The 23053-nt window shown below is 50.1% G+C and carries 19 protein-coding genes; 10 read left to right on the forward strand and 9 right to left on the reverse strand.

Annotated features, from left to right (window positions below):
- The first annotated feature begins 6 nt into the window (after positions 1-6).
- The 7 genes from rplI to MP213Fo_RS02935 all read left to right on the forward strand — a co-directional run bounded on the left by rplI (position 7) and on the right by MP213Fo_RS02935 (position 9238).
- Positions 7-579, forward strand: a complete 573-nt coding sequence (rplI, locus tag MP213Fo_RS02905) for a 50S ribosomal protein L9 (RefSeq protein ID WP_421090188.1) — start codon at positions 7-9, stop codon at positions 577-579.
- A 380-nt stretch (positions 580-959) separates the two neighbouring features.
- Positions 960-2249 (forward strand): class I SAM-dependent methyltransferase, encoded by a 1290-nt coding sequence (locus MP213Fo_RS02910; RefSeq protein ID WP_421090189.1) that lies wholly within the window; start codon positions 960-962, stop codon positions 2247-2249.
- 376 nt (positions 2250-2625) lie between these two features.
- On the forward strand, positions 2626-4137 hold the full coding sequence (locus MP213Fo_RS02915; RefSeq protein WP_421090190.1) for a replicative DNA helicase: 1512 nt from the start codon (positions 2626-2628) through the stop codon (positions 4135-4137).
- Positions 4138-4148: 11 nt separating this feature from the next.
- On the forward strand, positions 4149-5552 hold the full coding sequence (gene radA / locus MP213Fo_RS02920; protein WP_421090191.1) for a DNA repair protein RadA: 1404 nt from the start codon (positions 4149-4151) through the stop codon (positions 5550-5552).
- A 457-nt stretch (positions 5553-6009) separates the two neighbouring features.
- A complete protein-coding gene (locus MP213Fo_RS02925; RefSeq protein ID WP_421090192.1) occupies positions 6010-6600 on the forward strand; it encodes a CvpA family protein in 591 nt (196 codons plus the stop codon).
- Between the two features lie 253 nt (positions 6601-6853).
- Complete coding sequence (purF, locus tag MP213Fo_RS02930) at positions 6854-8428, forward strand: amidophosphoribosyltransferase (RefSeq protein WP_421090193.1); 1575 nt, start codon at positions 6854-6856, stop codon at positions 8426-8428.
- A 69-nt stretch (positions 8429-8497) separates the two neighbouring features.
- Positions 8498-9238: an SDR family NAD(P)-dependent oxidoreductase gene (locus MP213Fo_RS02935; protein ID WP_421090194.1), complete on the forward strand. Its 741-nt coding sequence runs from the start codon at positions 8498-8500 to the stop codon at positions 9236-9238.
- 78 nt (positions 9239-9316) lie between these two features.
- Here MP213Fo_RS02935 and pssA read toward each other — a convergent pair whose 3' ends face one another.
- The 4 genes from pssA to MP213Fo_RS02955 form a co-directional block, all read right to left on the reverse strand.
- The gene (pssA, locus tag MP213Fo_RS02940) at positions 9317-10138 is read right to left on the reverse strand and encodes a CDP-diacylglycerol--serine O-phosphatidyltransferase (protein WP_421090985.1); all 822 of its coding nucleotides are present in this window, start codon (positions 10136-10138) and stop codon (positions 9317-9319) included.
- A 2-nt stretch (positions 10139-10140) separates the two neighbouring features.
- A complete protein-coding gene (locus MP213Fo_RS02945) occupies positions 10141-10839 on the reverse strand; it encodes a phosphatidylserine decarboxylase (protein ID WP_421090195.1) in 699 nt (232 codons plus the stop codon).
- Positions 10840-11313: 474 nt separating this feature from the next.
- The gene (locus MP213Fo_RS02950) at positions 11314-13224 is read right to left on the reverse strand and encodes an ABCB family ABC transporter ATP-binding protein/permease (RefSeq protein ID WP_421090196.1); all 1911 of its coding nucleotides are present in this window, start codon (positions 13222-13224) and stop codon (positions 11314-11316) included.
- A gap of 195 nt (positions 13225-13419) precedes the next feature.
- Positions 13420-14742 carry an Ig-like domain-containing protein gene (locus tag MP213Fo_RS02955; RefSeq protein ID WP_421090197.1) on the reverse strand — a complete coding sequence of 441 codons (1323 nt, stop codon included), beginning with the start codon at positions 14740-14742 and terminating at the stop codon, positions 13420-13422.
- A gap of 341 nt (positions 14743-15083) precedes the next feature.
- On the opposite strand from MP213Fo_RS02955, the gene MP213Fo_RS02960 reads away from it, so the two are divergent.
- On the forward strand, positions 15084-15689 hold the full coding sequence (locus MP213Fo_RS02960) for a TIGR00730 family Rossman fold protein (protein ID WP_421090198.1): 606 nt from the start codon (positions 15084-15086) through the stop codon (positions 15687-15689).
- Between the two features lie 60 nt (positions 15690-15749).
- Here the strand turns inward: MP213Fo_RS02960 and rarD are convergent, their stop codons facing one another.
- The 5 genes from rarD to MP213Fo_RS02985 form a co-directional block, all read right to left on the reverse strand.
- Positions 15750-16673: an EamA family transporter RarD gene (gene rarD / locus MP213Fo_RS02965; protein ID WP_421090199.1), complete on the reverse strand. Its 924-nt coding sequence runs from the start codon at positions 16671-16673 to the stop codon at positions 15750-15752.
- 174 nt (positions 16674-16847) lie between these two features.
- On the reverse strand, positions 16848-18461 hold the full coding sequence (gene cimA / locus MP213Fo_RS02970; RefSeq protein WP_421090200.1) for a citramalate synthase: 1614 nt from the start codon (positions 18459-18461) through the stop codon (positions 16848-16850).
- 76 nt (positions 18462-18537) lie between these two features.
- On the reverse strand, positions 18538-20079 hold the full coding sequence (gene cysS, locus MP213Fo_RS02975; RefSeq protein ID WP_421090201.1) for a cysteine--tRNA ligase: 1542 nt from the start codon (positions 20077-20079) through the stop codon (positions 18538-18540).
- 283 nt (positions 20080-20362) lie between these two features.
- Entirely contained in the window at positions 20363-20977 is a 615-nt protein-coding gene (locus tag MP213Fo_RS02980) for a LysE/ArgO family amino acid transporter (protein ID WP_421090202.1), read from the reverse strand.
- Positions 20978-21041: 64 nt separating this feature from the next.
- On the reverse strand, positions 21042-21839 hold the full coding sequence (locus tag MP213Fo_RS02985) for an SOS response-associated peptidase (RefSeq protein WP_421090203.1): 798 nt from the start codon (positions 21837-21839) through the stop codon (positions 21042-21044).
- A 121-nt stretch (positions 21840-21960) separates the two neighbouring features.
- Here MP213Fo_RS02985 and MP213Fo_RS02990 point away from each other — a divergent pair, with 121 nt between their 5' ends.
- Positions 21961-22386, forward strand: coding sequence for an NUDIX hydrolase (locus MP213Fo_RS02990; protein WP_421090204.1), 426 nt, complete (start codon positions 21961-21963; stop codon positions 22384-22386).
- A gap of 58 nt (positions 22387-22444) precedes the next feature.
- A complete protein-coding gene (locus MP213Fo_RS02995) occupies positions 22445-22825 on the forward strand; it encodes a TIGR02301 family protein (RefSeq protein ID WP_421090205.1) in 381 nt (126 codons plus the stop codon).
- The last annotated feature ends 228 nt before the right edge of the window (positions 22826-23053 follow it).

Below are 23053 nucleotides of genomic sequence, written 5' to 3' on the forward strand. Positions count from 1 at the left end.
AGTCCCATGAAAGTTATCTTGCTTGAACGCATCGCACGTCTTGGTCAGATGGGTGATACTGTTACTGTTAAAGACGGTTTCGGCCGTAACTTCTTGCTTCCGCAGGGCAAAGCACTGCGTGCCAACGAAGCCAACATGGCTCGTTTTGAAGCTAAGCGCGCTCAGTACGAAGCGCGTGATCTGGAACGCAAGACCGAAGCACAAGCTATTGCTGAAAAGCTGGATGGCAAGAGCTTCATCGTTGTTCGTTCGGCTGGTGAAACCGGCCAGCTTTACGGTTCAGTTTCAACTCGCGATATCGCTGAAGTTGTAACTGCAGAAGGCTTCTCGGTTCATCGTAACCAGGTTGACCTTAACCATGCGATCAAATCGATCGGTGTTCACCCGATCTCGATCGTTCTGCATCCGGAAGTATCCGTATCGATCACAATCAACATCGCCCGTACTGCTGACGAAGCTCTTCGTCAGGAAAAAGGTGAAGATCTGTCAACTGCTGCTGCAATCTACGGCATCGAAGAAGAGCCGCTTGCTGACGAACCAGAAGACGAAGATTTCGACGGCGAAGAAGACAACGTATAATCTGCGTTTTATTCTGATATCGTTTACAAAAGGTCGCGCCGGATTATCCGGTGCGGCCTTTTTCTTATTTTAAACTCCTAGAGCAGGTAACGTTCAGGTTGGATCGCAGCGCTCGCTCTAGATTTTAGCTTTTTTTGCATTGTCATAACTATCAAGTTGATCCAACTTGATAGTGAAATGCTCTAGCATCACGCAAAAATGATGATCATAAAAGCAGAATTATTATAGCTGCTCTTTTCATAGGGCCAAAAAAGATTATCCTGTAGTGGTCGTGCCGTGGTTCAAACGGATACAACAAGCGGAAATTCGCTGCTTCATCCGTATTTTTCACTGGTCTACCAGTCAAAAACCTCCGGCATAGCTTATGTGGAGGATGAGGTATGGCTGGCCTGTTGCATTCCATTCTGAATTCGCTGATCACGCAGGGTGATCTCAATGTCATCTATGCTGATGGACAGCATCAGACTTATGGCAACGGTACCCCTCCCCATATTACTTTGGTATTTCGTAATAAAGCAGCCCAACGTGCCATCGCGCTTGATCCTGAATTGAAGCTCGGCGAATGCTTCATGGATGGCGACATCGATTTTACCAGTGGCGATATATACGGTTTCCTACAACTGATTTTTGAAAACACCGGCCCCACGGCTGCCAAAGCGCCATGGATGCGGATGCTCAACCGGATGCGCAGATTTTTTCGGCCATTGCAGCAAATGAATACGCTGACGCGTGCTTCCAAAAATGTGCAACGCCATTATGATCTGAGCGGCGCGCTTTATGATCTGTTTCTTGATCCGGACAAACAATATTCCTGTGCCTATTTTGAAACGCCGCAAACCAGCCTTGCGGAAGCGCAGCTCGCCAAAAAGCGCCATATTGCCGCTAAACTGCAAATCCGCCCTGATGATACATTGCTTGATATCGGTTGCGGCTGGGGTGGGCTCGGTTTATATTTTGCGGAGTTGCTGCAAGCAGATGTAACCGGTGTTACTCTGTCACACGAGCAATTCCAGATTGCCAATCAGCGCGCACAAACGCGTGGTCTCAGCACACAGGCCCGTTTTATTTTACAAGATTATCGTAAGCTTGATCAACAATTTGACCGCATCAGCTCAGTCGGGATGTTTGAGCATGTCGGTGTGACGCATTTTGCTGAATTTTTTGAGCAGGTCGCGCGGTTGCTCAAACCAAATGGCACGATGTTGCTGCACTCTATCGGCCGTAGTGATGAGCCGTCTGTGACCAATCCGTTTATCCGAAAGTATATTTTTCCCGGCGGCTATATTCCGGCCTTGTCAGAAGTGTTGCCGCATATTGAAAATTCTGGACTTGTGATTACGGATATTGAAATTCTGCGTTTGCATTATGCGGAAACCCTGAAAGCATGGCGTGAGGCTTTTATAGCCAATCGTGAAAAAGCCAAAGCTATATATGACGAGCGCTTTTGCCGGATGTGGGAATTTTATCTTGCGGGATCAGAAACAGCTTTCCGATGGCAGAATATGATGGTCTTTCAAATCCAGCTTGCCCATAAGCAAGATGCAGTACCACTCACTCGCAGCTATATTGAACTGGAAGAAAAGCGCTTAAAACGGCTGGAAACTCGTAAACTCAAAGCCTGCAATGACAGTATTCCGGATAATAACCCGTCAAAACACCGGGTTCATTAATTTAAGGCGGTAAGCTGTCTTTCTTCTACAAGCCATAATGCCCTGTTTCATGGCGACATATGCTCGGGTTTTTCTCGCAATACCAAACCAAAAGCCTGTCAGCACTTTTTCTCAAACAGCTCTGCCCTGTGAATAGGTGTGAATCATGCTATAGGCGCTTCTACTGCGCAGCCAGATTGGTTACAGTGGCATTTCAGCAGACTCTTAAACCGGTTGCATTTCGGTTTTCAGAGGATATTCACGAGATATCCATGCATTATACCGGCGCAACTCCGGTAAGACTGCACAAAACTATGAGACAGAATGGCTTTCGATACACAGATTAGCCATTCCGGATAATTTCCGCTTTCTCGGCGGATAAAGATTTGGGATTTTTATGGCAGACGCAACGGTTCGTAAACTTGATGATGCACGGGACGGCCAGAATTCGCTTTACCGCGAAGCGCCGAATAATATCGAAGCTGAACAGGCGCTGCTTGGTGCGATTCTGATTAACAATGATGCGTTTTATCGGGTTTCCGACTTTCTGAAACCGTTGCATTTTTATGATCCGCTGCATCGTCGTGTTTTTGAACTGGCTTCGGAGCTGATCCGTGTTGGCAAAATGGCCAATCCGGTAACCATGAAAACCTTTCTGCCAGCTGATGACAAAGTCGGCGATATGACGGTGTTCCAATATATTGTGCGCCTTGCCGCTGAAGCGGTGACGGTGATCAATGCTGAGGATTATGGCCGTGCGATTTATGATCTGGCTACCCGCCGCTCGCTGATCGGCATTGGCGAAGATATGGTCAATGTGGCTTTTGATGCGCCCGTTGATATGGCGCCGCGCTCACAGATTGAAGATGCCGAGCGTCGCCTGTTTGAACTCGCGGAAACCGGCCGTTATGATGGCGGTTTTCAGCCGTTTAATGAAGCGGTTAAAACAGCAATTGATCTGGCTGGCGTTGCTTTTCAGCGTGACGGGCATCTGTCCGGCGTTTCCACCGGCATTCATTCGCTGGACGGTAAAATGGGTGGCTTGCAGTCTTCCGATCTTATCGTGCTTGCGGGGCGTCCGGGTATGGGTAAAACCTCGCTTGCCACCAATATTGCCTTTAACATTGCCGCAGCCTATCAGGGTGAACAGCAAGCCGATGGCTCCATGAAAGCCACCAATGGCGGTGTCGTCGGCTTCTTCTCGCTCGAAATGTCTGCCGAACAGCTGGCAACGCGTATTATTTCCGAGCAAACAGAAGTTTCGTCTTCCAAAATCCGCCGTGGTGATATTTCTGAAACTGATTTTGAAAAGCTGGTTGCCTGTACGCAAACCATGCAGCGCATTCCGCTCTATATTGATCAGACCGGTGGTATTTCCATTGCGCAGCTTTCAGCGCGTGCGCGACGTTTGAAACGTCAGCGCGGCCTTGATTGTCTGGTGATTGACTATATTCAGCTGATGACAGGCTCTTCGAAAGCATCTGCACAAAACCGCGTACAGGAAATTACTGAAATCACTACAGGTCTGAAAGCCTTGGGCAAAGAGCTCAATGTGCCGATCATTGCACTGTCACAGCTTTCGCGTCAGGTCGAAAGCCGAGAAGATAAACGCCCGCAGCTCTCCGATCTCCGTGAATCGGGTTCGATCGAGCAGGATGCCGACGTGGTTATCTTCGTATTCCGTGAAGAATATTACGTCAAAAACCTTGAGCCGCGCGATGAGTTCGATCCCAAATATGACGAATGGAAAATGACCTTTGAAAAGGTCAAAGGCACCGCAGACGTGATAATTGCCAAGCAGCGTCACGGCCCTACCGGCACGGTCAAGCTGGCGTTCCAGTCTGAGTTTACGCGCTTTACAGATCTGGCTGAAGGTACCTATCTGCCAGAACAATTTGACGATCACTGAAAGATATCAGCTTGGCCAAAAACCGGATTCAGTTCATCTGCCAGAGTTGCGGCGCCGTGCATACCCGCTGGGCCGGTAAATGCGACGGCTGCGGTGAGTGGAATACACTCATTGAAGAAGGCACCTCCGGTGGCATCGGCTCGGGACCGGGCAAAATGGCACAGCGCAAAGGCCGCCCCGTTGCCCTTACCACCCTATCGGGTGAAATCGAAGATGCCCCGCGCATCCAGTCCGGCATCAGCGAGCTAGACCGCGTTACCGGCGGCGGATTTGTGCGCGGTTCGGCTTTGCTGGTCGGCGGTGATCCGGGCATCGGCAAATCCACATTACTGACACAGGCAGCAGCAGCGTTGGCGCGGCGCGGATACCGCATCATCTATGTTTCAGGTGAAGAAGCGGTGGCGCAAATCCGGCTGCGGGCGCAACGCCTGCATGCGGCAGATACCTCGGTGGAGCTGGCAGCAGAAACCAATGTGGAAGATATTCTTGCCACCATTGATACCAAGCCACGCCCAGATCTGGTGATTATTGATTCCATCCAAACCCTTTGGACCGATGCAACCGACAGCGCTCCGGGCTCGGTAACGCAGGTGCGTGCCGGTGTGCAGGCGATGATCCGCTATGCCAAACAAACCGGTGCCGCTGTGGTGCTGGTTGGCCATGTGACCAAAGAAGGCCAGATTGCAGGTCCACGTGTGGTTGAGCATATGGTCGATGCGGTTTTGTATTTTGAAGGCGAAGGCGGCCATCATTACCGGATTTTGCGCACTGTTAAAAACCGCTTTGGTCCGACCGATGAAATCGGCGTGTTTGAAATGTCTGATAAGGGCCTGCGCGAAGTTTCCAATCCGTCTGAACTGTTTCTTGGCGAGCGCAATGAAAAAGCGCCTGGGGCTGCAGTTTTTGCCGGAATGGAGGGTACACGACCTGTTCTGGTTGAAATTCAGGCGCTTGTTGCTCCATCCACGCTTGGCACACCTCGCCGCGCTGTGGTTGGCTGGGACAATAGCCGGTTATCGATGACACTTGCCGTTCTGGAGGCCCATTGCGGCGTGCGGTTTGGCCAACATGATGTTTATCTTAATGTTGCCGGTGGTTACCGTATTTCAGAACCGGCTGCCGATATGGCTGTTGCTGCAGCTCTGGTTTCTTCCATTGCCGGTATTCCGCTGCCTGCGGATAGTGTTTATTTCGGTGAGATCAGCCTTTCAGGCGCAGTACGTGCGGTTTCTCATGCCGTGCAGCGCATTAAAGAGGCTGAAAAACTTGGCTTTAAACAGGCTGTTCTGCCGATGGGCGGTGGTGAATTGTCCAAACCAAAGAATTTCACACTGACAGAAACCGGCTCTTTGCCCGATTTGGTGGCGAGCATTGCAGCCTCGGGTCCGGGTAAAAATGCCCAAAACCGTGATTAACCGGCATCAAGAGCATTTCACTATCAAGTTGAACCAACTTGATAGTGAAATGCGAAACAGCTAAAATATAGTGCGAGCGCTGCGATCCAACCTGAACATTACCCGCTCCTATCTGTTTGTTTAAACGCAGTTTCAGGCAAGTCGCAGGAATCATAGGATGACTGCGATTTACCCACCAACATGCAGAATATAAAGACTTATTATATGCTGTTTTCCACAGCAATACGGGTAAAGACAGGCTTTCAATACTAATCATCAAGCGAATTAGTAATTTGTGAAAGAAATTCAGGTTAATTTCCCATAACAGTCATATCTGCACCCTATCGTCTGGGGTACAGACACTGTAGATATTGAAAATACTATTTATTAATGACAACTCACTATAGCATGTCCCGATATCGAACGCGCAGGCGCGCGAGAATGCGGACATAAACCGGACGTAGAGGAACGAGGCAGGATGCCGATTACATTACTTGACGGAATTCTTATCGGGGTAACCCTCGTATCGGCAATTCTGGCCATGGTGCGCGGCTTCTCGCGCGAAGTGCTTTCGGTTGCATCCTGGGCTGCAGCGGCTCTTGCTGCTTATTTCTTCTACAAGCCAGTTGTGCCTTATCTGAAGCCTTATATCAGCAATGAAACGATTTTGAATATTGCTGCGGCCGGTTCGGTGTTTCTGATTACCCTGATTATTGTTTCAATCATTACCATGAAGATTGCCGATTTCATCATCGACAGCCGCATTGGTGCGCTTGATCGCACGCTCGGCTTTATCTTTGGTGCCGCCCGTGGCGTACTGCTGGTGGTTGTGGCGATGTTGTTCTTCAACTGGCTGGTAACAACTGATCAGCCAAACTGGGTTACCAATGCAAAATCCAAGCCAATGCTGGATTCCCTTGGCCAGCAACTGGTGGATATGCTGCCGGAAGATCCTGAAAGTGCAATCATCGAGCGTCTGAAGCCGCATGCAGGCACCCAGCCGGCAGAACAGCCAGCCGCACAAGATGTTCCGGAAAATGAAGCCCCTGCAACGCAGCCGGCTCAATAATCACGATTTAACTATTCACTGTTCCAGACTGTTGAAGATTTCTAAGCTTCTTCAACAGTCTTATGCTAATATCCGATGATAGAGAGCCTGTTCGCATATCAAGACCTCAACGCTGATACGTTCATGCCCGCTCCGGTTCCTAACAGGCTTATGTCCGGCTCCCATAGCCTTTTAATATTTGGGGCTATGCAGCAAAAGCACTCTTATGATAGAGAGCATTTTTATTGCTCTGCAGTCGAAAGGCCTTACGGCTATGATCAGTCATTCCGGTGAAACCATCCTGTCAACGTCAGATCATTCTCATGTGATCAGCTCGCCTCAGAGTGAGCACGCTGGCAGTACCGAACCGCGCCATAATCCTTCCCGTTTTACCATTGATGAAGACGCCTTGCATGAAGAATGCGGCGTCTTTGGCATTCTTGGCCATGATGAAGCCGCAACGCTGACAGCGCTCGGCCTGCACGCCTTGCAGCATCGCGGGCAAGAAGCTGCCGGTATTGTGTCTTTCCATGAAGGCCGCTTCTACTCCGAGCGTCATATGGGGTTGGTGGGCGACCACTTTACCAATCCGGCCATGCTCAAGCAGCTGCCGGGCAATATGTCGATCGGCCATGTGCGCTATTCCACAACCGGTGAAACTGCACTGCGCAATGTGCAGCCGCTATTTGCAGAGCTTGAAGTCGGCGGTATTGCCATTGCCCATAATGGTAATTTTACCAACGGGCTGAGCCTGCGCCGTCATCTGATCGCATCCGGTGCGATCTGCCAGTCAACCTCTGATTCAGAGGTTGTGCTGCATCTTATCGCCCGCTCGCGCCTTGCTTCATCGAGTGACCGTTTTGTTGATGCCGTGCGCCAGCTTGAAGGCGGTTACGCCATTCTTGCAATGACCCGTACCAAGCTGATTGCCGCGCGTGATCCTGTGGGTATTCGCCCGCTGGTTATGGGGGAACTCGACGGCAAGCCGATTTTCTGCTCCGAAAGCTGTGCGCTGGATATTATTGGCGCCACCTATATTCGTGACGTTGAAAACGGCGAAGTGATTGTTTGTGAAATTCAGCCGGATGGCTCAATTTCAACCACATCGATCAAAGCACCAAACCGCAATCCCGAGCGTCTTTGCCTGTTTGAATATGTCTATTTTGCCCGCCCTGATTCCGTTGTTGGCGGCCGCAATGTTTATGTTGCCCGTAAAAATATGGGCATTAATCTGGCCAAGGAATCCCCCGTTGAAGGCGATGTGGTGGTACCGGTTCCTGATGGCGGCACACCGGCGGCAATCGGCTATGCGCAACAAAGCGGCATTCCTTTCGAGCTCGGTATTATCCGTAATCATTATGTTGGCCGTACCTTCATCGAGCCAACCCAGCAAATCCGTGCATTGGGCGTGAAGCTGAAACATTCAGCAAACCGTGCGATTATTGAAGGCAAACGCGTCATTCTGGTGGATGATTCCATTGTGCGCGGTACAACTTCGATGAAAATCGTGAGGATGATCCGTGATGCCGGTGCCAAGGAAGTCCATATCCGCGTGGCTTCGCCGATGATCCATCATCCGGATTTTTACGGCATTGATACACCGGACGCTGATAAGCTGCTGGCGAATAAATATCCGGATATTCAGGCAATGTGCGACTATATCGGCGCGGATTCTCTGGAGTTTCTCTCGATTGACGGGCTTTATGAAGCCGTGGGCGGTGAGAAGCGTAATCCGAAGGCGCCGCAATTCACCGATCATTATTTTACCGGTGATTATCCGACACGTCTGGTTGATCAGGAAGAATTGTCGAATATTCACAATTTCGCACTGCTCTCCAGCAACGGTTAAATATTCAGGCGGCAGACGCAACCATCTGCCGCCTTTTCATTATTCAAAGACTGAAATGGGTGGACTTCAATGAGCTTTGATTTAAGCGGCCGCACGGCACTGGTTACCGGTGCATCGCGCGGCATCGGATATTTTCTGGCCTTGGAACTGGCAAAACGTGGCGCGCATGTGATTGCTGTTGCCCGCACAGTCGGCGGTCTTGAAGAACTGGATGATGAGATCAAAGCGCTTGGCAATACCGCCACCCTTGTTCCGCTTGACCTGAAAGATATGGCTGCCCTTGATATGCTGGGCTCTTCGATTAATGACCGCTGGGGCAAGCTTGATATTCTGGTAGCCAATGCCGGTGTTCTCGGCACGATCTCGCCGGTCGGCCATATTGAAGCCAAGGTGTTTGACAATGTGATCAGCACAAACCTTACCAGTATCTGGCGTTTGATCCGCTCGGTGGATCCGCTGCTGCGCCGCTCGGATGCAGGACGCGCCATTCTGATGTCGTCGGGCGTTGCGCATACTGCACGGGCATTCTGGGCGCCCTATGCGGCTTCCAAAGCAGCTCTTGAGGTGATGGGGCGCTCATGGGCAAAAGAAACCCGCCAGATGCCATTGCGCATCAACGCGGTTAATCCGGGCGCAACACGCACAGCCATGCGCGCCAAGGCGATGCCGGGTGAAGACCCAGAAACATTGCCGCATCCGGCTGAGGTTGCCGCTAAAATTGTGCAACTGGCTGACCCTGCCTTGACCATTACCGGCCAGCTCTATGATGTGCGTCAGGATCGCTTTTTGAAATATAATATGCCTGATTAATATCAGCCTGCTTATTATAACGCTTATAAAAAAACCGCCCTGTCATGAGGCGGTTTTTTTATTGCATATTCAGTGTGTTTAAACCGGTGTTTCCCCGGCTTTAGCTGCTTCCGCAACCACGCGACGCTTCCATGCCAAGGCACTGAATGGCAGGAACACCAGATAACCCAGCGCTGTCAGTGTCAGTGTCTGCCAGGTAAAGCTCATCAGAAAACCGGCATAGACCACAACACCAAGGATCAGCGGCATCACAAAATCGCGGCGGATGAAACTGCCTGCAGTTTTACCGTTATATACCGGTAAACGGCTGACCAGCAAAAAGGCGATCATAATGGTGAAGAATGCGGTACCAAAGGCCAGAGCCTTGCTAGGATTAATCCCCAGAAAGCCCGAATAAACCGGCAGCAGCACCAGCATTGCACCGGCAGGTGCCGGAACGCCAACAAAGTAATTACCCTGCCATGCCGGACGGTTGGGGTCTTCCAGCATCACATTGAAGCGTGCCAGACGCAGGCAACAGGCAATTGTATAGATCAGAGCGGCGATCCAGCCGAATGATCCAGCCTGATCAAGCATGAACAGATACAGCACCAGAGCCGGAGCCACACCGAAATTCACAATATCGGCAAGTGAATCCATCTGCGCGCCGAATTTGGAAGAGCCTTTCAGCAACCGTGCAACCCGTCCGTCAATACCATCAAGAAATGCAGCCAGCAGCACCATAGCCACAGCCTGTTCAAAACGATGTTCGATAGCAAGGCGGATACCGCTTAAGCCTGCACAAATAGCAAGAACGGTAATCAGATTCGGGATGACAATCCGCATCGGAATTTCAGAAAGGCGCGGACCGCGCCCTTCTGTATTGCCATTGGGATCAAGTGGCGGAAAAGGCGCTTCCAGCATCAGGCAATCCGCACGGTTGGCGCAGTGCGCGTATCATTAAATTCTGCCAGAACAGTTTCGCCTGCCACTGCCGTCTGGCCAACGGCCACGCGGGCAACAGAACCTTTTGGCAGATAGATATCAACACGTGAGCCAAAACGGATCAAACCAAAACGCTCGCCTGTTGAAAGATCATCACCGGCTTTTGACCAGCAAACAATGCGACGTGCCACAAGACCAGCAATCTGCACCACTGCAACTGCGCCATGGGCGCTGTCAATCAACACGCTGTTACGCTCGTTTTCACTGCTGGCTTTATCAAGCTCGGCATTCAAAAACTTGCCCGGGCGATGCATGACCGCGGTGATTTTACCCCGTACAGGCGCACGGTTAATATGCACCGAAAACACGTTCATAAACACGCAAATGCGCAGCATTGGTTCACTACCGAGATCAAGTTCAGCCGGCGGAACGCTCATGCCCACTGATGACACTTTGCCATCGGCAGAACTGATTACCAGATCATCATCGAGCGGGGTAATACGCTGCGGATCGCGGTAGAAATAAATACACCAGATGGTCAGAACCATCCCCACCCAGAACAGCGGCGCCCACAACCAGCCAAGAAGCAGTGAGACAACGAAAAAGGCTGCAATGAACAAGTAGCCTTCACGGTGAATGGGCACAAAAGTATTACGAATGGTATCGGATAAGCTCATCGGTTTTCCTCAGATTTCCCGCTCTAATAACGTAAAATGACAGCGTTTAAAATGACTAAGCGCAAAATGCGCAATTAAATTCTTACTATTTGCGTAATAATCAGAAGGCATGCAGGCAATTCGCTCTTAACATGCATTTAAAGCCGCTTAAATCCGGCGATAAAGCCTGCCGCAATAATATGATACCCCGCAGAGTTGTGCAGGGTATCATAATGCATACTGCACCTGATGTCATTCTTCTGAGAGCTAAACATCAGTCTTTCGGCCTAGAGCGGGTAACGTTCAGGTTGGATCGCAGCGCTCGCTCTAGATTTTAAAGTTTTGGCATTTCACTATCAAGTTGATTCAACTTGATAGTGAAATGCTCTAGAGCGGTTTTATTTTTCCTTGAAGCAGGAAAACCGTTCTATCTGTTTGTTTAAACGCAGTTTCGGACGGAAAACCGGCTCCCACTTTTCCTGAAACTGCTTTCGCTCAAACCTTAGCCGGTGTGCCGGCAGATGTGCCTGCCGGAGCACCGCGGGTAACCACACCCAGATCATCATTTTCACGTACCTGACGCAAACGCTCTTCCGCTTCATCAGCCTCACGCTGGCGATCCCACATTGAAGCATAGAGTCCGCTTTGCGACAGCAGATCACGATGCGTTCCACGCTCGGCAATCTGCCCGTCTTTCAGCACAATAATTTCATCGGCGCTGATAACGGTTGACAGACGATGCGCAATCACCAGCGTTGTACGGCCACGGCTCACCAGATCCAGCGATTGCTGAATATCCTGCTCGGTTGCTGTATCCAGCGCCGAGGTAGCCTCATCAAGGATCAGGATCGGCGGTGCTTTAAGAATGGTACGGGCAATGGCGACGCGCTGTTTTTCACCACCGGAAAGCTTAAGCCCGCGCTCGCCAACCATCGACTGGTAGCCCTCAGGCAGTAATTTAATAAACCGGTCGATCTGCGCAAGGCTGGCTGCCTGTTCCACATCTTCCTCGGAAGCGCTGGGGCGGCCATAACGGATATTATAGGCAATCGTATCATTAAACAGCACAGTATCCTGCGGCACCATACCGATCGCATGACGCAGACTTACCTGCGTAACATCGCGGATGTCCTGCCCGTCAATGGTAACCGCGCCTTGCTGTACATCGTAGAAGCGGTAAAGCAACCGTGAAATCGTCGATTTACCGGCACCTGACGGCCCGACTATCGCAACGGTTTTACCCGATGGCACCTCAAAGCTGACATTGCGCAAAATCGGCCGTGACGGTTCATAGGCGAAGCTGACATTATCAAAGCGGATAGCACCCTGCGCCACATTAAGCGCCATAGAATCCGGCTTGTCCCGCACTTCTTCTTCAACCTCAAGCAGATCAAACATCTGCTCGATATCGGTTAGACCCTGACGGATTTCACGATAGATAAAGCCGATCATATTCAGTGGCAAAGATAATTGCATCAACAACGCATTGATGAAAACAAAATCGCCCAATGTATGAGTTCCGGCCTGCACTTCGCGCGCCGACATCACCATAAGAACCATCATGCCAACGCCGAAAATCACAGTCTGGCCGAAGTTCAGCCAGCCAAGCGATGTCCATGTCTGGGTTGCGGCCTTTTCATAGCGCGCCATTGAGCGGTCGTAACGCTCGGCTTCCATGGCTTCATTGCCAAAATATTTGACTGTTTCAAAATTCAGCAACGAGTCGATCGCTTTGGTATTGGCATCGGTGTCAGATTCATTCATCTCGCGGCGGATATGTATGCGCCAATCACTGGCCTTGACCGTAAACCACATATACAAACAAACAGTGGCAGCAACCACCAGCAAATAGCTGATACCATAAGCGAAACCGAAAATCGCTGCAGTCAGCGCGAATTCCAGCAAGGTTGGTACCGAGCTCAAAATCGTAAAGCGGACAATGGTTTCAATGCCTTTGACACCACGTTCAATAACGCGGGACAAACCGCCCGTGCGCCGCTCCAGATGAAAACGCAGTGACAATTTATGCATATGCACAAAGGTGCGGTAAGCCAGCTGGCGCACAGCATATTGGCCAACACGGGCAAACAGCGCATCACGCAGCTGGTTCAACCCGCCCTGTATAATCCGCGCCATATTATAGGCGACCACCAGCATCAGCGTGCCGACGAAAATCTGCGGCACCCATGATTCCGGTACGAATGAGCCATCCAGCGCATTGGTTGCCCATTTGAAAAAATAGGGAACCAGCATGAGCACAAATTTTGCGATGACGAGATAGAAGGTTGCCCAAACAACCCGCATTTTAAGATCGTGGCGCTCGCTCGGCCACATATACGGCCAGAGTTTTGCCAAGGTTTTTAATGTCTGGCCGGAGTCTGCCGAGACCGTCTTTTGTTTTTTCATAGTCTTTATTTTACTGCCCTAGGCGTTCTTATGTCGCCATTTTCGGTTTTAGAGCGCTTTTTAAGCCGCATTATAAGTCATATAGACAACTCAATACCATGCTCTTAGGCATGAGCCTAATATACTTCCTGCACAATATTGTGAGGAAGCTATATCAAGCGGATTTAACAGCATAATAATCAGAAGCAGAAAAGACTAAGGTTGTCTTTGCTTAACATCTTCATCGCTGAGCGGAGTTTTTGGCATCACAAACACCTGACCGGGCCAGATCAGATCAGGATTTTTAATCTGATCCGAATTTGCCAGATAGATTGTTGTATAGCGCAGGCCGTTACCATAAGTCCGCTTGGAAATTGTCCAGAGATTATCACCCTTACGAATAATCACGGAGCCTTCAGCCTTTTCGAGTGGCTGGCCGGTCGTCGCATTTTCAGTAGTCTGGCTATTTTGCCCCGTATTCTGTGCCGTATTTTGAGCCGTATTTTGCGCAGGCACCTCCCCAAAACGGGAAGCAACTGCGGAAACATTATCTCCCGCTTCGCGGCGGAACGGCACCCGCGCTGTTGCCAGAATTTTACCCGACGCATCCATGAGATCTGCCCGGATAATATAATCACCAACGGCTAGCGGCTGCTGGGTTTGCAACAAATAACGGCCTTCCGGTGAGATTGTAGCCGTGCCGAGCAGCTTCTCATTAGCAAGAATATTAACCGACTGGCCGCCTTTAGCGTGTCCGGCAACGAAAACAGAATTACCGTCAATCTCCACTGCTTCAACCGCAATTGTGGTTGAAGCCTCAGATGCAAGTTTAGCAGGCACTTCACTGCCAGATGGTGCAACTGGCACTGATGTGCCTGTGGTGGCGGTGGTGGCTGCAGGGGCAGAGCCCGCTACTGCTTCCGGTGCCGTTATCTCTTCATCTGCAGTTGGCGCGAGTTGTGGCTGCGTAATCATACGGCTGGCTTTTCCGGCCTCTTCAACCAGTGCCAGCACCTGACCATCCGGTGTTTCTGGCACAGATAAAATAGCTGTCTGCTGTGATGTTGCCACCGATTTATCTTCAGCGGTTGCGCGCAGTACCAGCTGGTAATCACCGGTTTTCAACGCTTCATCAACAATTATAGCAAAATCGCCGTTTTCAGCCGCCTTCGCCGAACCAAGCACACGGGTTCTAGAGATTACATCCACAACTGCATTGGGTGCGGCTTTACCGGCAACAACCAGAGAACCATCGCCTTCAAGGCGCAAGACGTCAAACACAGGAACGGTAACCGCCTGCTCAAGAACAACTTCCGGCAAGGTTTTTAATGTTTCAGCAGGCTTTTCATCAGTTACGGCTTGCGGCGCAACAGCCGGTTGTTCGGTTTTAACAGTTTCATCCGGCTTAGACTGCATATTGCCGGCAGATATTTGCACAGGCTGTTCCGGCTTTTGCGGTGCCATACCAAAATAAGCGGCAAGACCACCGGCAATAACAACGGCAACAAAACCGAGAAGCGCGTAACGACTATTCTGCATAACGGATGTGAACCTTATAAAGCCGATTTTTAAAAATCCTATAACATGTTGTATCTGCTAATAAACCACCAGCATAAGCAGCACATAGGCTCAGAACTAGCGCGTTTTTATTGTTACGGCAAGAATATCACATTCATAAACTATTGTCGCCACCCGCTATCATGCGGTGATAATGCTGCCACTCCTTACGGTTCATAATAAATCTTTTGATTTTCATTTAGTTACATAGCGCCACCCTGATATTTGCTGCGAAGGCAACCTGCGTCTGCAGTACAGTTTTTCTTGTGTCACAAACCGCCTGTAAACTTGACGGCACTCATCCCCCGCGGCAAAAAGATACTATGAGCAAGATTCGATCGATTTGTGTGTATTGCGGTTCTTCAACCGGCAATAATCCGGTTTACCGTGAAGCAGGACTGGCTCTTGGCCGCTCCATTGCAGAAAATGACCTTCGCCTGATTTATGGCGGCGGCACCAAAGGAATTATGGGCGCGGTTGCTGAGGGTGTGGCCAATGCCGGTGGCAAAGTGACCGGTATTATCCCGACCTTCCTGCTGAATAAGGAAGCAGACGGCAAAACCAACCCGTTTCTTGATGAGCAAATCATCACAGATAATATGCATCAGCGTAAACAGCTGATGTTTGAACGCTCCGATGCGTTTGTCACTTTACCCGGCGGCATCGGCTCGGTTGAAGAAATCGTGGAAATGATGACTTGGGCGCAGCTCGGTCACCATAAAAAGCCAATGGTATTCGCTAATATCAACCAGTTCTGGCAGCCAATGATTGCGATGCTTGATCATATGCGCAGCGAAGGCTTTATTCATACCGGCCATCGTGTGCAGCCTAAAGTGATCGACCGCGTTGAAGATATTGTGCCGTATATTTTTGAAGCCGCTGCCAATGGCGATGCTGCCGGTAATGAAGCTATTATCGCCCGCATGTAAATGCCTGACAGCATCATAAACATTGTAAAAAGCCGCCTCATCGGGCGGCTTTTTCGTGTCTTAAGTCTTTGAAGTGATGCGTGTTTCGGCGCGCCCATCACGCAGGGTAGACCATGTATAGATAATCAATCCTGTCCAGATCAGAATAAACGCATAGAACTGGATCATATTGAATGGCTCTTTGAAGGCAAAAACCGCAATCAGGAACACCATTGTCGGCGTAATATATTGCATCAATCCCAAGGTGCTGTAGCGCAACAGCTTGGCACCGGTGGCATACATAATCAGCGGCACAGCTGTGACCACACCGGCAAACATCAGCAAGGTGATATCCGTACCATTACCGGCAATGAAATTCTCCTGCCCCTGACTATAGAGAAACAGAATATAAGCACTCGCCGGAATAAACAGGATCATCACTTCCAGCATAAACCCTTGCGACGGGCCGATTGGCAGTGATTTGCGGAAGAAGCCGTAAAAACCAAAGGACAGCGGCAGGATGATTGAAACCCAAGGCAAGCCGCCTTGTGCAATTGTCAGCATGACCACTGCAACAGTGGCAAAAAATACAGCTACCAACTGGGCTTTGGTCAGGCGCTCTTTCAAGAACACAGCCCCTAGCACCACATTGATTAATGGCGTGATATAATAACCAAGTGCGGCATCAACTGCGTGATCATTAAAGATCGCCCAGACATAAACACCCCAGTTAATCGTGATCAATGTTGCGGTCAGGCAGGCCATGGCCAATGTGCGCGGATTGCGCAGCGCCGCTCCGATATCCTTGGTGCGCCCCATAAATGCGAGAATGATCGCTGCCAGCGGCAAAGACCAGATCACGCGATGTGCCAGCACTTCCATAACCGGAATATGGGCGACGGCTTTCATATAAAACGGAAAAAATCCCCAGCACAAATAGGCTAGCAGCGCAAAAACAAACCCGCGCATTGCGTCCGGCATTCCATTTTGAGACCGGTCATTCATGATCAATTTCCTCAGAGAATCTCACTATCACCCCTGTTCAGGCTGATATCCGCGACAATGCGATAAATAAACAGATATGCGATCTCATGCCGGTTTAAGCAGGAGCCGTCTTATTACAGTCTTCCACAGTAACAAGCGGTACTCCCGTTTCATCGCCTACGCAAACAACAAATATTATTCTTGAGAAATATTTCCTGCCAGTTCGCGGTTTTTCATCAGTTTATAAACCACGGAATCCATAAGCGCCTGAAAAGATGCGTCAATAATATTGTCGGAAACCCCGACTGTGCGCCAACGCTGACCCGTCGCATCATGCGACTCTATCAGCACGCGGGTGATCGCACCGGTACCGCCATTGAGAATACGCACTTTAAAATCAACCAGCTCAAGATCAGCCAGTTCTTGCTGATAGCGGCCAAGGTCTTTACGCAAAGCAAGATCAAGCGCGTTTACCGGACCATGCCCTTCAGCCACCGACAAATGCTCTTCACCGTCAATAATGATTTTTACAATCGCTTCCGATACGGTTTTAAGGCAGCCATTGCTGTCATAGCGGCGCTCAACCATGCAGCGAAACGCCTCCACACGGAAAAACTGCGGCACGGTACCAAGCTGCTGGCGCGCCAGCAGCTCAAAGCTCGCATCAGCACTCTCATAGGCATAGCCCTGCGCTTCCCGGTCTTTGACCAGCGCAATTAATGTATCAAGATGGCGGTCATCTTTGGCAACTTTAATGCCGCGCTTATTAAGCTCAGCGATAAAATTGGATTTTCCGCCCTGATCCGACACCATGACACGGCGGTGATTGCCCACAGTTTCCGGTGGCACATGCTCATAGGTTTTGGGCTCTTTCAGCAATGCTGAAGCATGAATACCCGCTTTAGTAGCAAATGCCGAACTACCGGTAAAAGCTGCCTGTTCATTGGGCGCACGGTTCAGAATATCATCAAACATGCGCGATAATTTGGTGATGCCCGCCAGCGCCTCTTCGGTAACACCAAGCTCAAAGCGCTCACTCCAATAGGGTTTGAGCATCAATGTCGGGATCAGCGTAATCAGATTGGCATTACCGCAACGCTCGCCGATACCATTGAGCGTACCCTGCACCTGCCGCACACCGGCATCAATTGCCGCCAGCGAAACCGCAACCGCCTGCTCGGTATCATTATGCGCATGAACGCCAAGACATTCTCCCGGCACCACTGCTTTAACAGCAGCAATAATATCTGCGACTTCGTTCGGCTGTGTACCGCCATTGGTATCGCACAGCACAACCCAGCGCGCACCGGCACTATAGGCAGCCTTGGCGCAAGCCAGCGCGAATTCAGGATTGGCTTTGAAGCCATCGAAAAAATGCTCGCAATCAACCATACATTCTTTACCCGCCATGCGGGCAGCGGTCACAGAAGAGGTGATGGATTCTAGATTTTCTTCCAATGTGCATCCAAGTGCGAGATGCACGTGATAATCCCAGCTCTTGGCAACATAGGTAATGACATCGCTGGCGGCCTGCAGCAAAACCGACATGCCCGGATCATTGGAGGTTGAAACGCCCGGGCGCTTGGTCATACCAAAGGCTGCGAATTTTGCCCGCGATGTATGTTTGCGCTGAAAAAATGCTGTGTCGGTCGGGTTTGCACCCGGATATCCGCCCTCAACATAATCCACGCCAAAATCATCGAGCAGAGCGGCAATGGCCTTTTTGTCGGCAACAGAAAAATCAACGCCCGGCGTCTGCTGGCCGTCACGCAATGTAGTATCATAGATATAGATACGCTCTTTTTTCATTCTTCTTATTCCTCCATATCTGTATTTATGCTTTTAACTCAAACATGTAGCTCAAGGTATAAAACCGCTTCAGACTTTATCGCTTCACTTCCCATGTTGTCACACGTTCTCCGGTTACCGGATCTTTGCCATCTTTGAGCTGAATGTTTTGCTCCAGCAACATGTCACGAATACGATCCGCCTCAGCCCAGTTTTTAGCATTGATGAATGCCAGACGTTCCGCGATCTGCATTTCAACCGCAGCACTGTCTTCATCACTCACCGCTGAGAAAAGATAAGTCCTGGCATCTGCCAGCAATAATGCATCAAAAAGACCAAGCAATGACAGACCGGAAATCAGCTCCGCCACATCGCCTTGCTTATAGGCTTTGCGCAGCTCGGTAATTGCCATCCATGTATTGAGATCGTCGCTGAGTGCCGCCACAAAAACTGCTGCTTTTTCTGCATCTGGTGTCGCTGGCGGGGTCGCCGATTGTGCGCTGATCATCTCATACCAGCGTGCCAGCTCTTCCGAGGATTCAACCAGACGCTGCACAGTCCAGTTAATCGGCTCACGGTAATGGGTTTGCAGCATTGAAAGCCGCGCAGCCATCCCGGTCCATTGCTCACGGAAAACCTGTGGTGCCTCGCTCCCCTCCAGTTGCGGCAAGGCTGACTTCAACACATCGCTGATGGTGATGAAATTGCCCAGAGATTTGGACATTTTCTGCCCTTCAACCTGCAGAAAACCGTTATGCATCCAGATATTGGCCATGCGCTCGGTACCGAACGCGCAACAGGATTGGGCAATTTCGTTTTCATGATGCGGAAACACCAGATCAATACCACCACCGTGAATATCAAACGTATTTTTGAGCGGATCATCGCATTTGAGCCCGCCGCCAAACGGCTCCAACAATTTGGCCATCGACATGGCTGAACATTCAATATGCCAGCCCGGACGACCATCTGTTGCGATACCTGCCGGTGAAGGCCAGCCGGGCTCGCCGGTTTTAGACGGTTTCCACAGCACAAAATCCATTTCATCGCGCTTGTAAGATGCCACATCAACACGCGCACCGGCGATCATTTCATCCAGTGAGCGGCGTGCCAATGCCCCATAGCGCGCGCCACCCTGACCTGACATTGCTTTGACTGAAAACAACACATGATCATCAGCCACATAGGCAAAGCCGCGCTCAATCAAGCGCTCAATCAGCGCCCGCATTTCATCAAGATGCTCGGTTGCCCGCGGTTGCGTGCTGGGCTCAAGACAGCCAAGTGCAGTGACATCACTCTGAAATTGCGCATTGGTGCTTTCTGTGACCTTGCGGATCGCTTCATTGAGCGGCAAATCCGGATAATCACGTACAGCGCGGGCATTAATCTTGTCGTCTACATCCGTGAGATTGCGTGCATAAGTCACCTGAGCTTCGCCGTAAGTATGGCGCAGCAAACGGAACAACACATCAAAAATGATTACCGGACGGGCATTGCCAATATGGGCAAAGTCATAAACTGTCGGCCCACAGACATACATCCGCACATGATCGCGATCAACCGGAACGAAGTCCTCTTTAACGCGGGTCAGCGTGTTATATAAACGCAATGGTGCAGATATCGGGGTGGTCGCAGACATCCGGTTTCCCTTTTTAAAACGCAAAACAACAGTTGCGCAGCCTGCTGGCCGGTGCATTTGTCTGCTTCAAAATCAAAGGGAAGACGAAAACATCCGAGCCAGCGAACCGCTAGCGAATAATAATCGCAATAATACAAATGGTGTTTGCGAATGGTGTTTTCATAACACTCTTATCTCTGTGAACCGTCTTTGCGTCAAGAGAGCAGCCAAAATTTTTATCAAATCCCGCATCATGCCCTCATTAAACACCGAGAAATCTCACAGAGAATATCAGTTTACGGCTTTATGCCCAGAACAACCGGCCAAGCAAACTCAGTGCAATTGCCCACATAATAATACCGATCAAACAATCGAGAATACGCCATGCCGATGGTTTGGCAAAAAACGGCTGTAGCAATCTTGCGCCATAACCAAGTGCGAAAAACCAGATAAAGGATGCTGCAACCGCACCTGCAGCATAGGCCATGCGCTGCGCATCTTCAAATCGCGCAGACAGGCTGCCAACCAGCACCACCGTATCGAGATAGACATGGGGATTGAGAAATGTCAGCGCCAGACAGGTGCCTATTGCAGCTTTAAGACTGACCGTGCCGGTATTGGCAATTTGCATGCCGTCAGGGTGCATGGCACGGCGAAACGCTGAAAAGCCGTACCACAGTAAAAATACTGCGCCCCCAATGGTGACAACAGTGATCAAAACCGGTGATTGTGCAATCAAAGTTCCAAGTCCGGCCACACCGGCAAGGATCAAAATCGCATCTGATGCCGCGCAGATCAGGCAAAGAATAAAAACATGCTGACGCAGCAGTCCTTGTCTTAAAATATAGGCATTTTGCGCGCCGATAGCCACGATCAGTGATAGTCCGAGCAAAAAGCCCGACAGTGCTGCTGTTCCCACGATAAACCTGTTTTTGTTATGATTTCAATAGTCTGCCAGACTATGTTACCTCCCGCGGCAACACTCAGAACATAGTCAACTGATCATTATTGTCATCAGGTTTTTTCTTATCGTCTTTATTTTGAAGTTTACGCGGTTTTTTGCGCAAAGTATTTTGCTCTGCAAGCTGTTCTTCCACCGGTTGCAGAACATCGGTACCGAAATAACGCGCATTATTGATCTTGTCAGAGACAGGCACAGCTTCAAAAAAGTCGTCCTGCACAGGCTTAAGCAGATGCCGCACGTCTTTGGCACGGTTGCGCTTGCAATCGAGCCATTCCTGATAATCTTCCTGCCTGATCACCAGCGGCAGCCGCTCATGAATATGCGATAAAGCGCCGTTGGATGCGGTGGTTAAAATAGCTGCCGTATCAATTTGTGAACCATCACCACTCACCCATGATTCCATCAGGGCGCCAAAGGCAATCATGCTGCCATCACGCGGCCTGATCCAGTAAGCCTGTTTTCTGCCATCGCCTAGTTTGCGCCATTCATAAAAGCCGGAGACAGGCAACAAAGCGCGGCGATGCTCCATAGCAGTGCGAAATGACGGCTTTTCATGGGCCGTTTCAGAACGTGCATTGATCATCAGCGGAAAATTCAGCGGATCTTTTGTCCATGAGGGGATAAAACCCCAACGCACCAGCATGGCAATACGGTCCGGCCGGTTGCTGCCTTGCTCCGGTGTTTCTCCCGCCAGTACAATCATGATCGGCTGTGTAGGCGAGATATTATAGCGCGGCGGAAAATCCGCATCGACAATCACGCCGAACTGCGCCTCCACATCATCTCTTTTGACCAGTAATCCAAAACGTCCGCACATGCTTCTGTTTCACGACTTTTACGCTAAAGGTCAAGTTGGATCACAGCCGGATCGCGTCCAAAATCCAATATTCAACAAACAAAGCTTGCAAAAGAGCGGGCAGGTTTTTACCTATCGCTGTATGACACAGACCTTTTCCCCGCTCCCCATCACTGCCCATGGCGTATCGATGATCTGCCGTGACGAGAACCGTTTTTTACTGGTAAAACGCGGCAAAGAACCACTGAAAGGCTCACTCGCTTTTCCCGGCGGCGGTGTGGAAGCCGGTGAAACTGCCGAGCAGGCTGCTCATCGCGAATTACTGGAAGAAACCAATTTGCGCTGCTCCGGCCTCAAACTGGTTGAAACCATTGATCTGTCCAAAGAGGGGCTTTATGGCAGGGTCTATAATCTGAGTATTTACCGCGCTTATGATATTAGTGGTATAGCGCAGGCAGGTGATGATGCCGTTTCCCTGCACTGGCTGACAATTGAAGACATGTTAAATCATGTCGTCACTGCCAGTACATTAGCCTTTGCGCGCCGCATTATGCTGGAAGAAATTTAAAGCTGCCTTGAAACTGCCCTGTTTTCGGCTCATCTGTAACTCAGTTCGGAGCCTGACTATGAAACTGCGTTTTACCTGTAATCTGCTGTTTTGCGGCTTTGTCATAACCGGTTCTGCCGCTGCGGCACAGCAAGTCAGCGGCCCTCCTTATGAAAACCAGATGATCCAGCTGGCAGAGACCCTCGGCTCTTTGCACTATCTGACCAATCTCTGCGATAAAAAAAATGCGCAATGGCGCGATCAGATGAATGCAATGCTGGTCGCTGAAAAAGCAGATACGACGCGGCGCAAAAATCTGATTGCGCGTTTTAATACCAGCTATCGCAGCTATGCGGATAGTTATAGCCAATGCACTGTACAAGCACTGAAAGCCATTGACCGGTTTAAACTACAGGGTGAAAAACTAACAGCGGGTCTGATTGCCCATTATGGCAATTAACCAATTTTTCATTCATTACAATAAAGCCGCTATCAGGCATTCACAAACAGTCGCAATGTGTTAACAAGTGATTAAATTATTGATGGTGATGCTTCGCCTGATGGTGTAAGAAACAGAGTTTAGTTAACCGTTTCTGCCCTGAATGGCTCCAAGACAACACCTTCATTGCGTGCCCTGTCCGTCTTCTGCGATGCAGTATTCAACGGCATATAGCCAAGGTGATATTTT

Origin of the sequence: Pseudochrobactrum mosebachae (assembly GCF_048914685.1) — a bacterium.
In the GTDB taxonomy this organism is placed as follows: domain Bacteria; phylum Pseudomonadota; class Alphaproteobacteria; order Rhizobiales; family Rhizobiaceae; genus Pseudochrobactrum.

Bases quoted from the DNA above. Each gene is read 5' to 3' on its own strand.
- rplI (WP_421090188.1), top strand. From the start codon at position 7: ATGAAAGTTATCTTGCTTGAACGCATCGCACGTCTTGGTCAGATGGGT.
- purF (WP_421090193.1), top strand. From the start codon at position 6,854: ATGATCAGTCATTCCGGTGAAACCATCCTGTCAACGTCAGATCATTCT.
- cysS (WP_421090201.1), bottom strand. From the start codon at position 20,079: ATGTCTGCGACCACCCCGATATCTGCACCATTGCGTTTATATAACACG.
- rarD (WP_421090199.1), bottom strand. From the start codon at position 16,673: ATGAATGACCGGTCTCAAAATGGAATGCCGGACGCAATGCGCGGGTTT.
- MP213Fo_RS02910 (WP_421090189.1), top strand. From the start codon at position 960: ATGGCTGGCCTGTTGCATTCCATTCTGAATTCGCTGATCACGCAGGGT.
- MP213Fo_RS02915 (WP_421090190.1), top strand. From the start codon at position 2,626: ATGGCAGACGCAACGGTTCGTAAACTTGATGATGCACGGGACGGCCAG.
- MP213Fo_RS02955 (WP_421090197.1), bottom strand. From the start codon at position 14,742: ATGCAGAATAGTCGTTACGCGCTTCTCGGTTTTGTTGCCGTTGTTATT.
- MP213Fo_RS02950 (WP_421090196.1), bottom strand. From the start codon at position 13,224: ATGAAAAAACAAAAGACGGTCTCGGCAGACTCCGGCCAGACATTAAAA.
- MP213Fo_RS02945 (WP_421090195.1), bottom strand. From the start codon at position 10,839: ATGAGCTTATCCGATACCATTCGTAATACTTTTGTGCCCATTCACCGT.
- MP213Fo_RS02935 (WP_421090194.1), top strand. From the start codon at position 8,498: ATGAGCTTTGATTTAAGCGGCCGCACGGCACTGGTTACCGGTGCATCG.
- MP213Fo_RS02925 (WP_421090192.1), top strand. From the start codon at position 6,010: ATGCCGATTACATTACTTGACGGAATTCTTATCGGGGTAACCCTCGTA.
- MP213Fo_RS02960 (WP_421090198.1), top strand. From the start codon at position 15,084: ATGAGCAAGATTCGATCGATTTGTGTGTATTGCGGTTCTTCAACCGGC.
- MP213Fo_RS02985 (WP_421090203.1), bottom strand. From the start codon at position 21,839: ATGTGCGGACGTTTTGGATTACTGGTCAAAAGAGATGATGTGGAGGCG.
- cimA (WP_421090200.1), bottom strand. From the start codon at position 18,461: ATGAAAAAAGAGCGTATCTATATCTATGATACTACATTGCGTGACGGC.
- MP213Fo_RS02990 (WP_421090204.1), top strand. From the start codon at position 21,961: ATGACACAGACCTTTTCCCCGCTCCCCATCACTGCCCATGGCGTATCG.
- MP213Fo_RS02995 (WP_421090205.1), top strand. From the start codon at position 22,445: ATGAAACTGCGTTTTACCTGTAATCTGCTGTTTTGCGGCTTTGTCATA.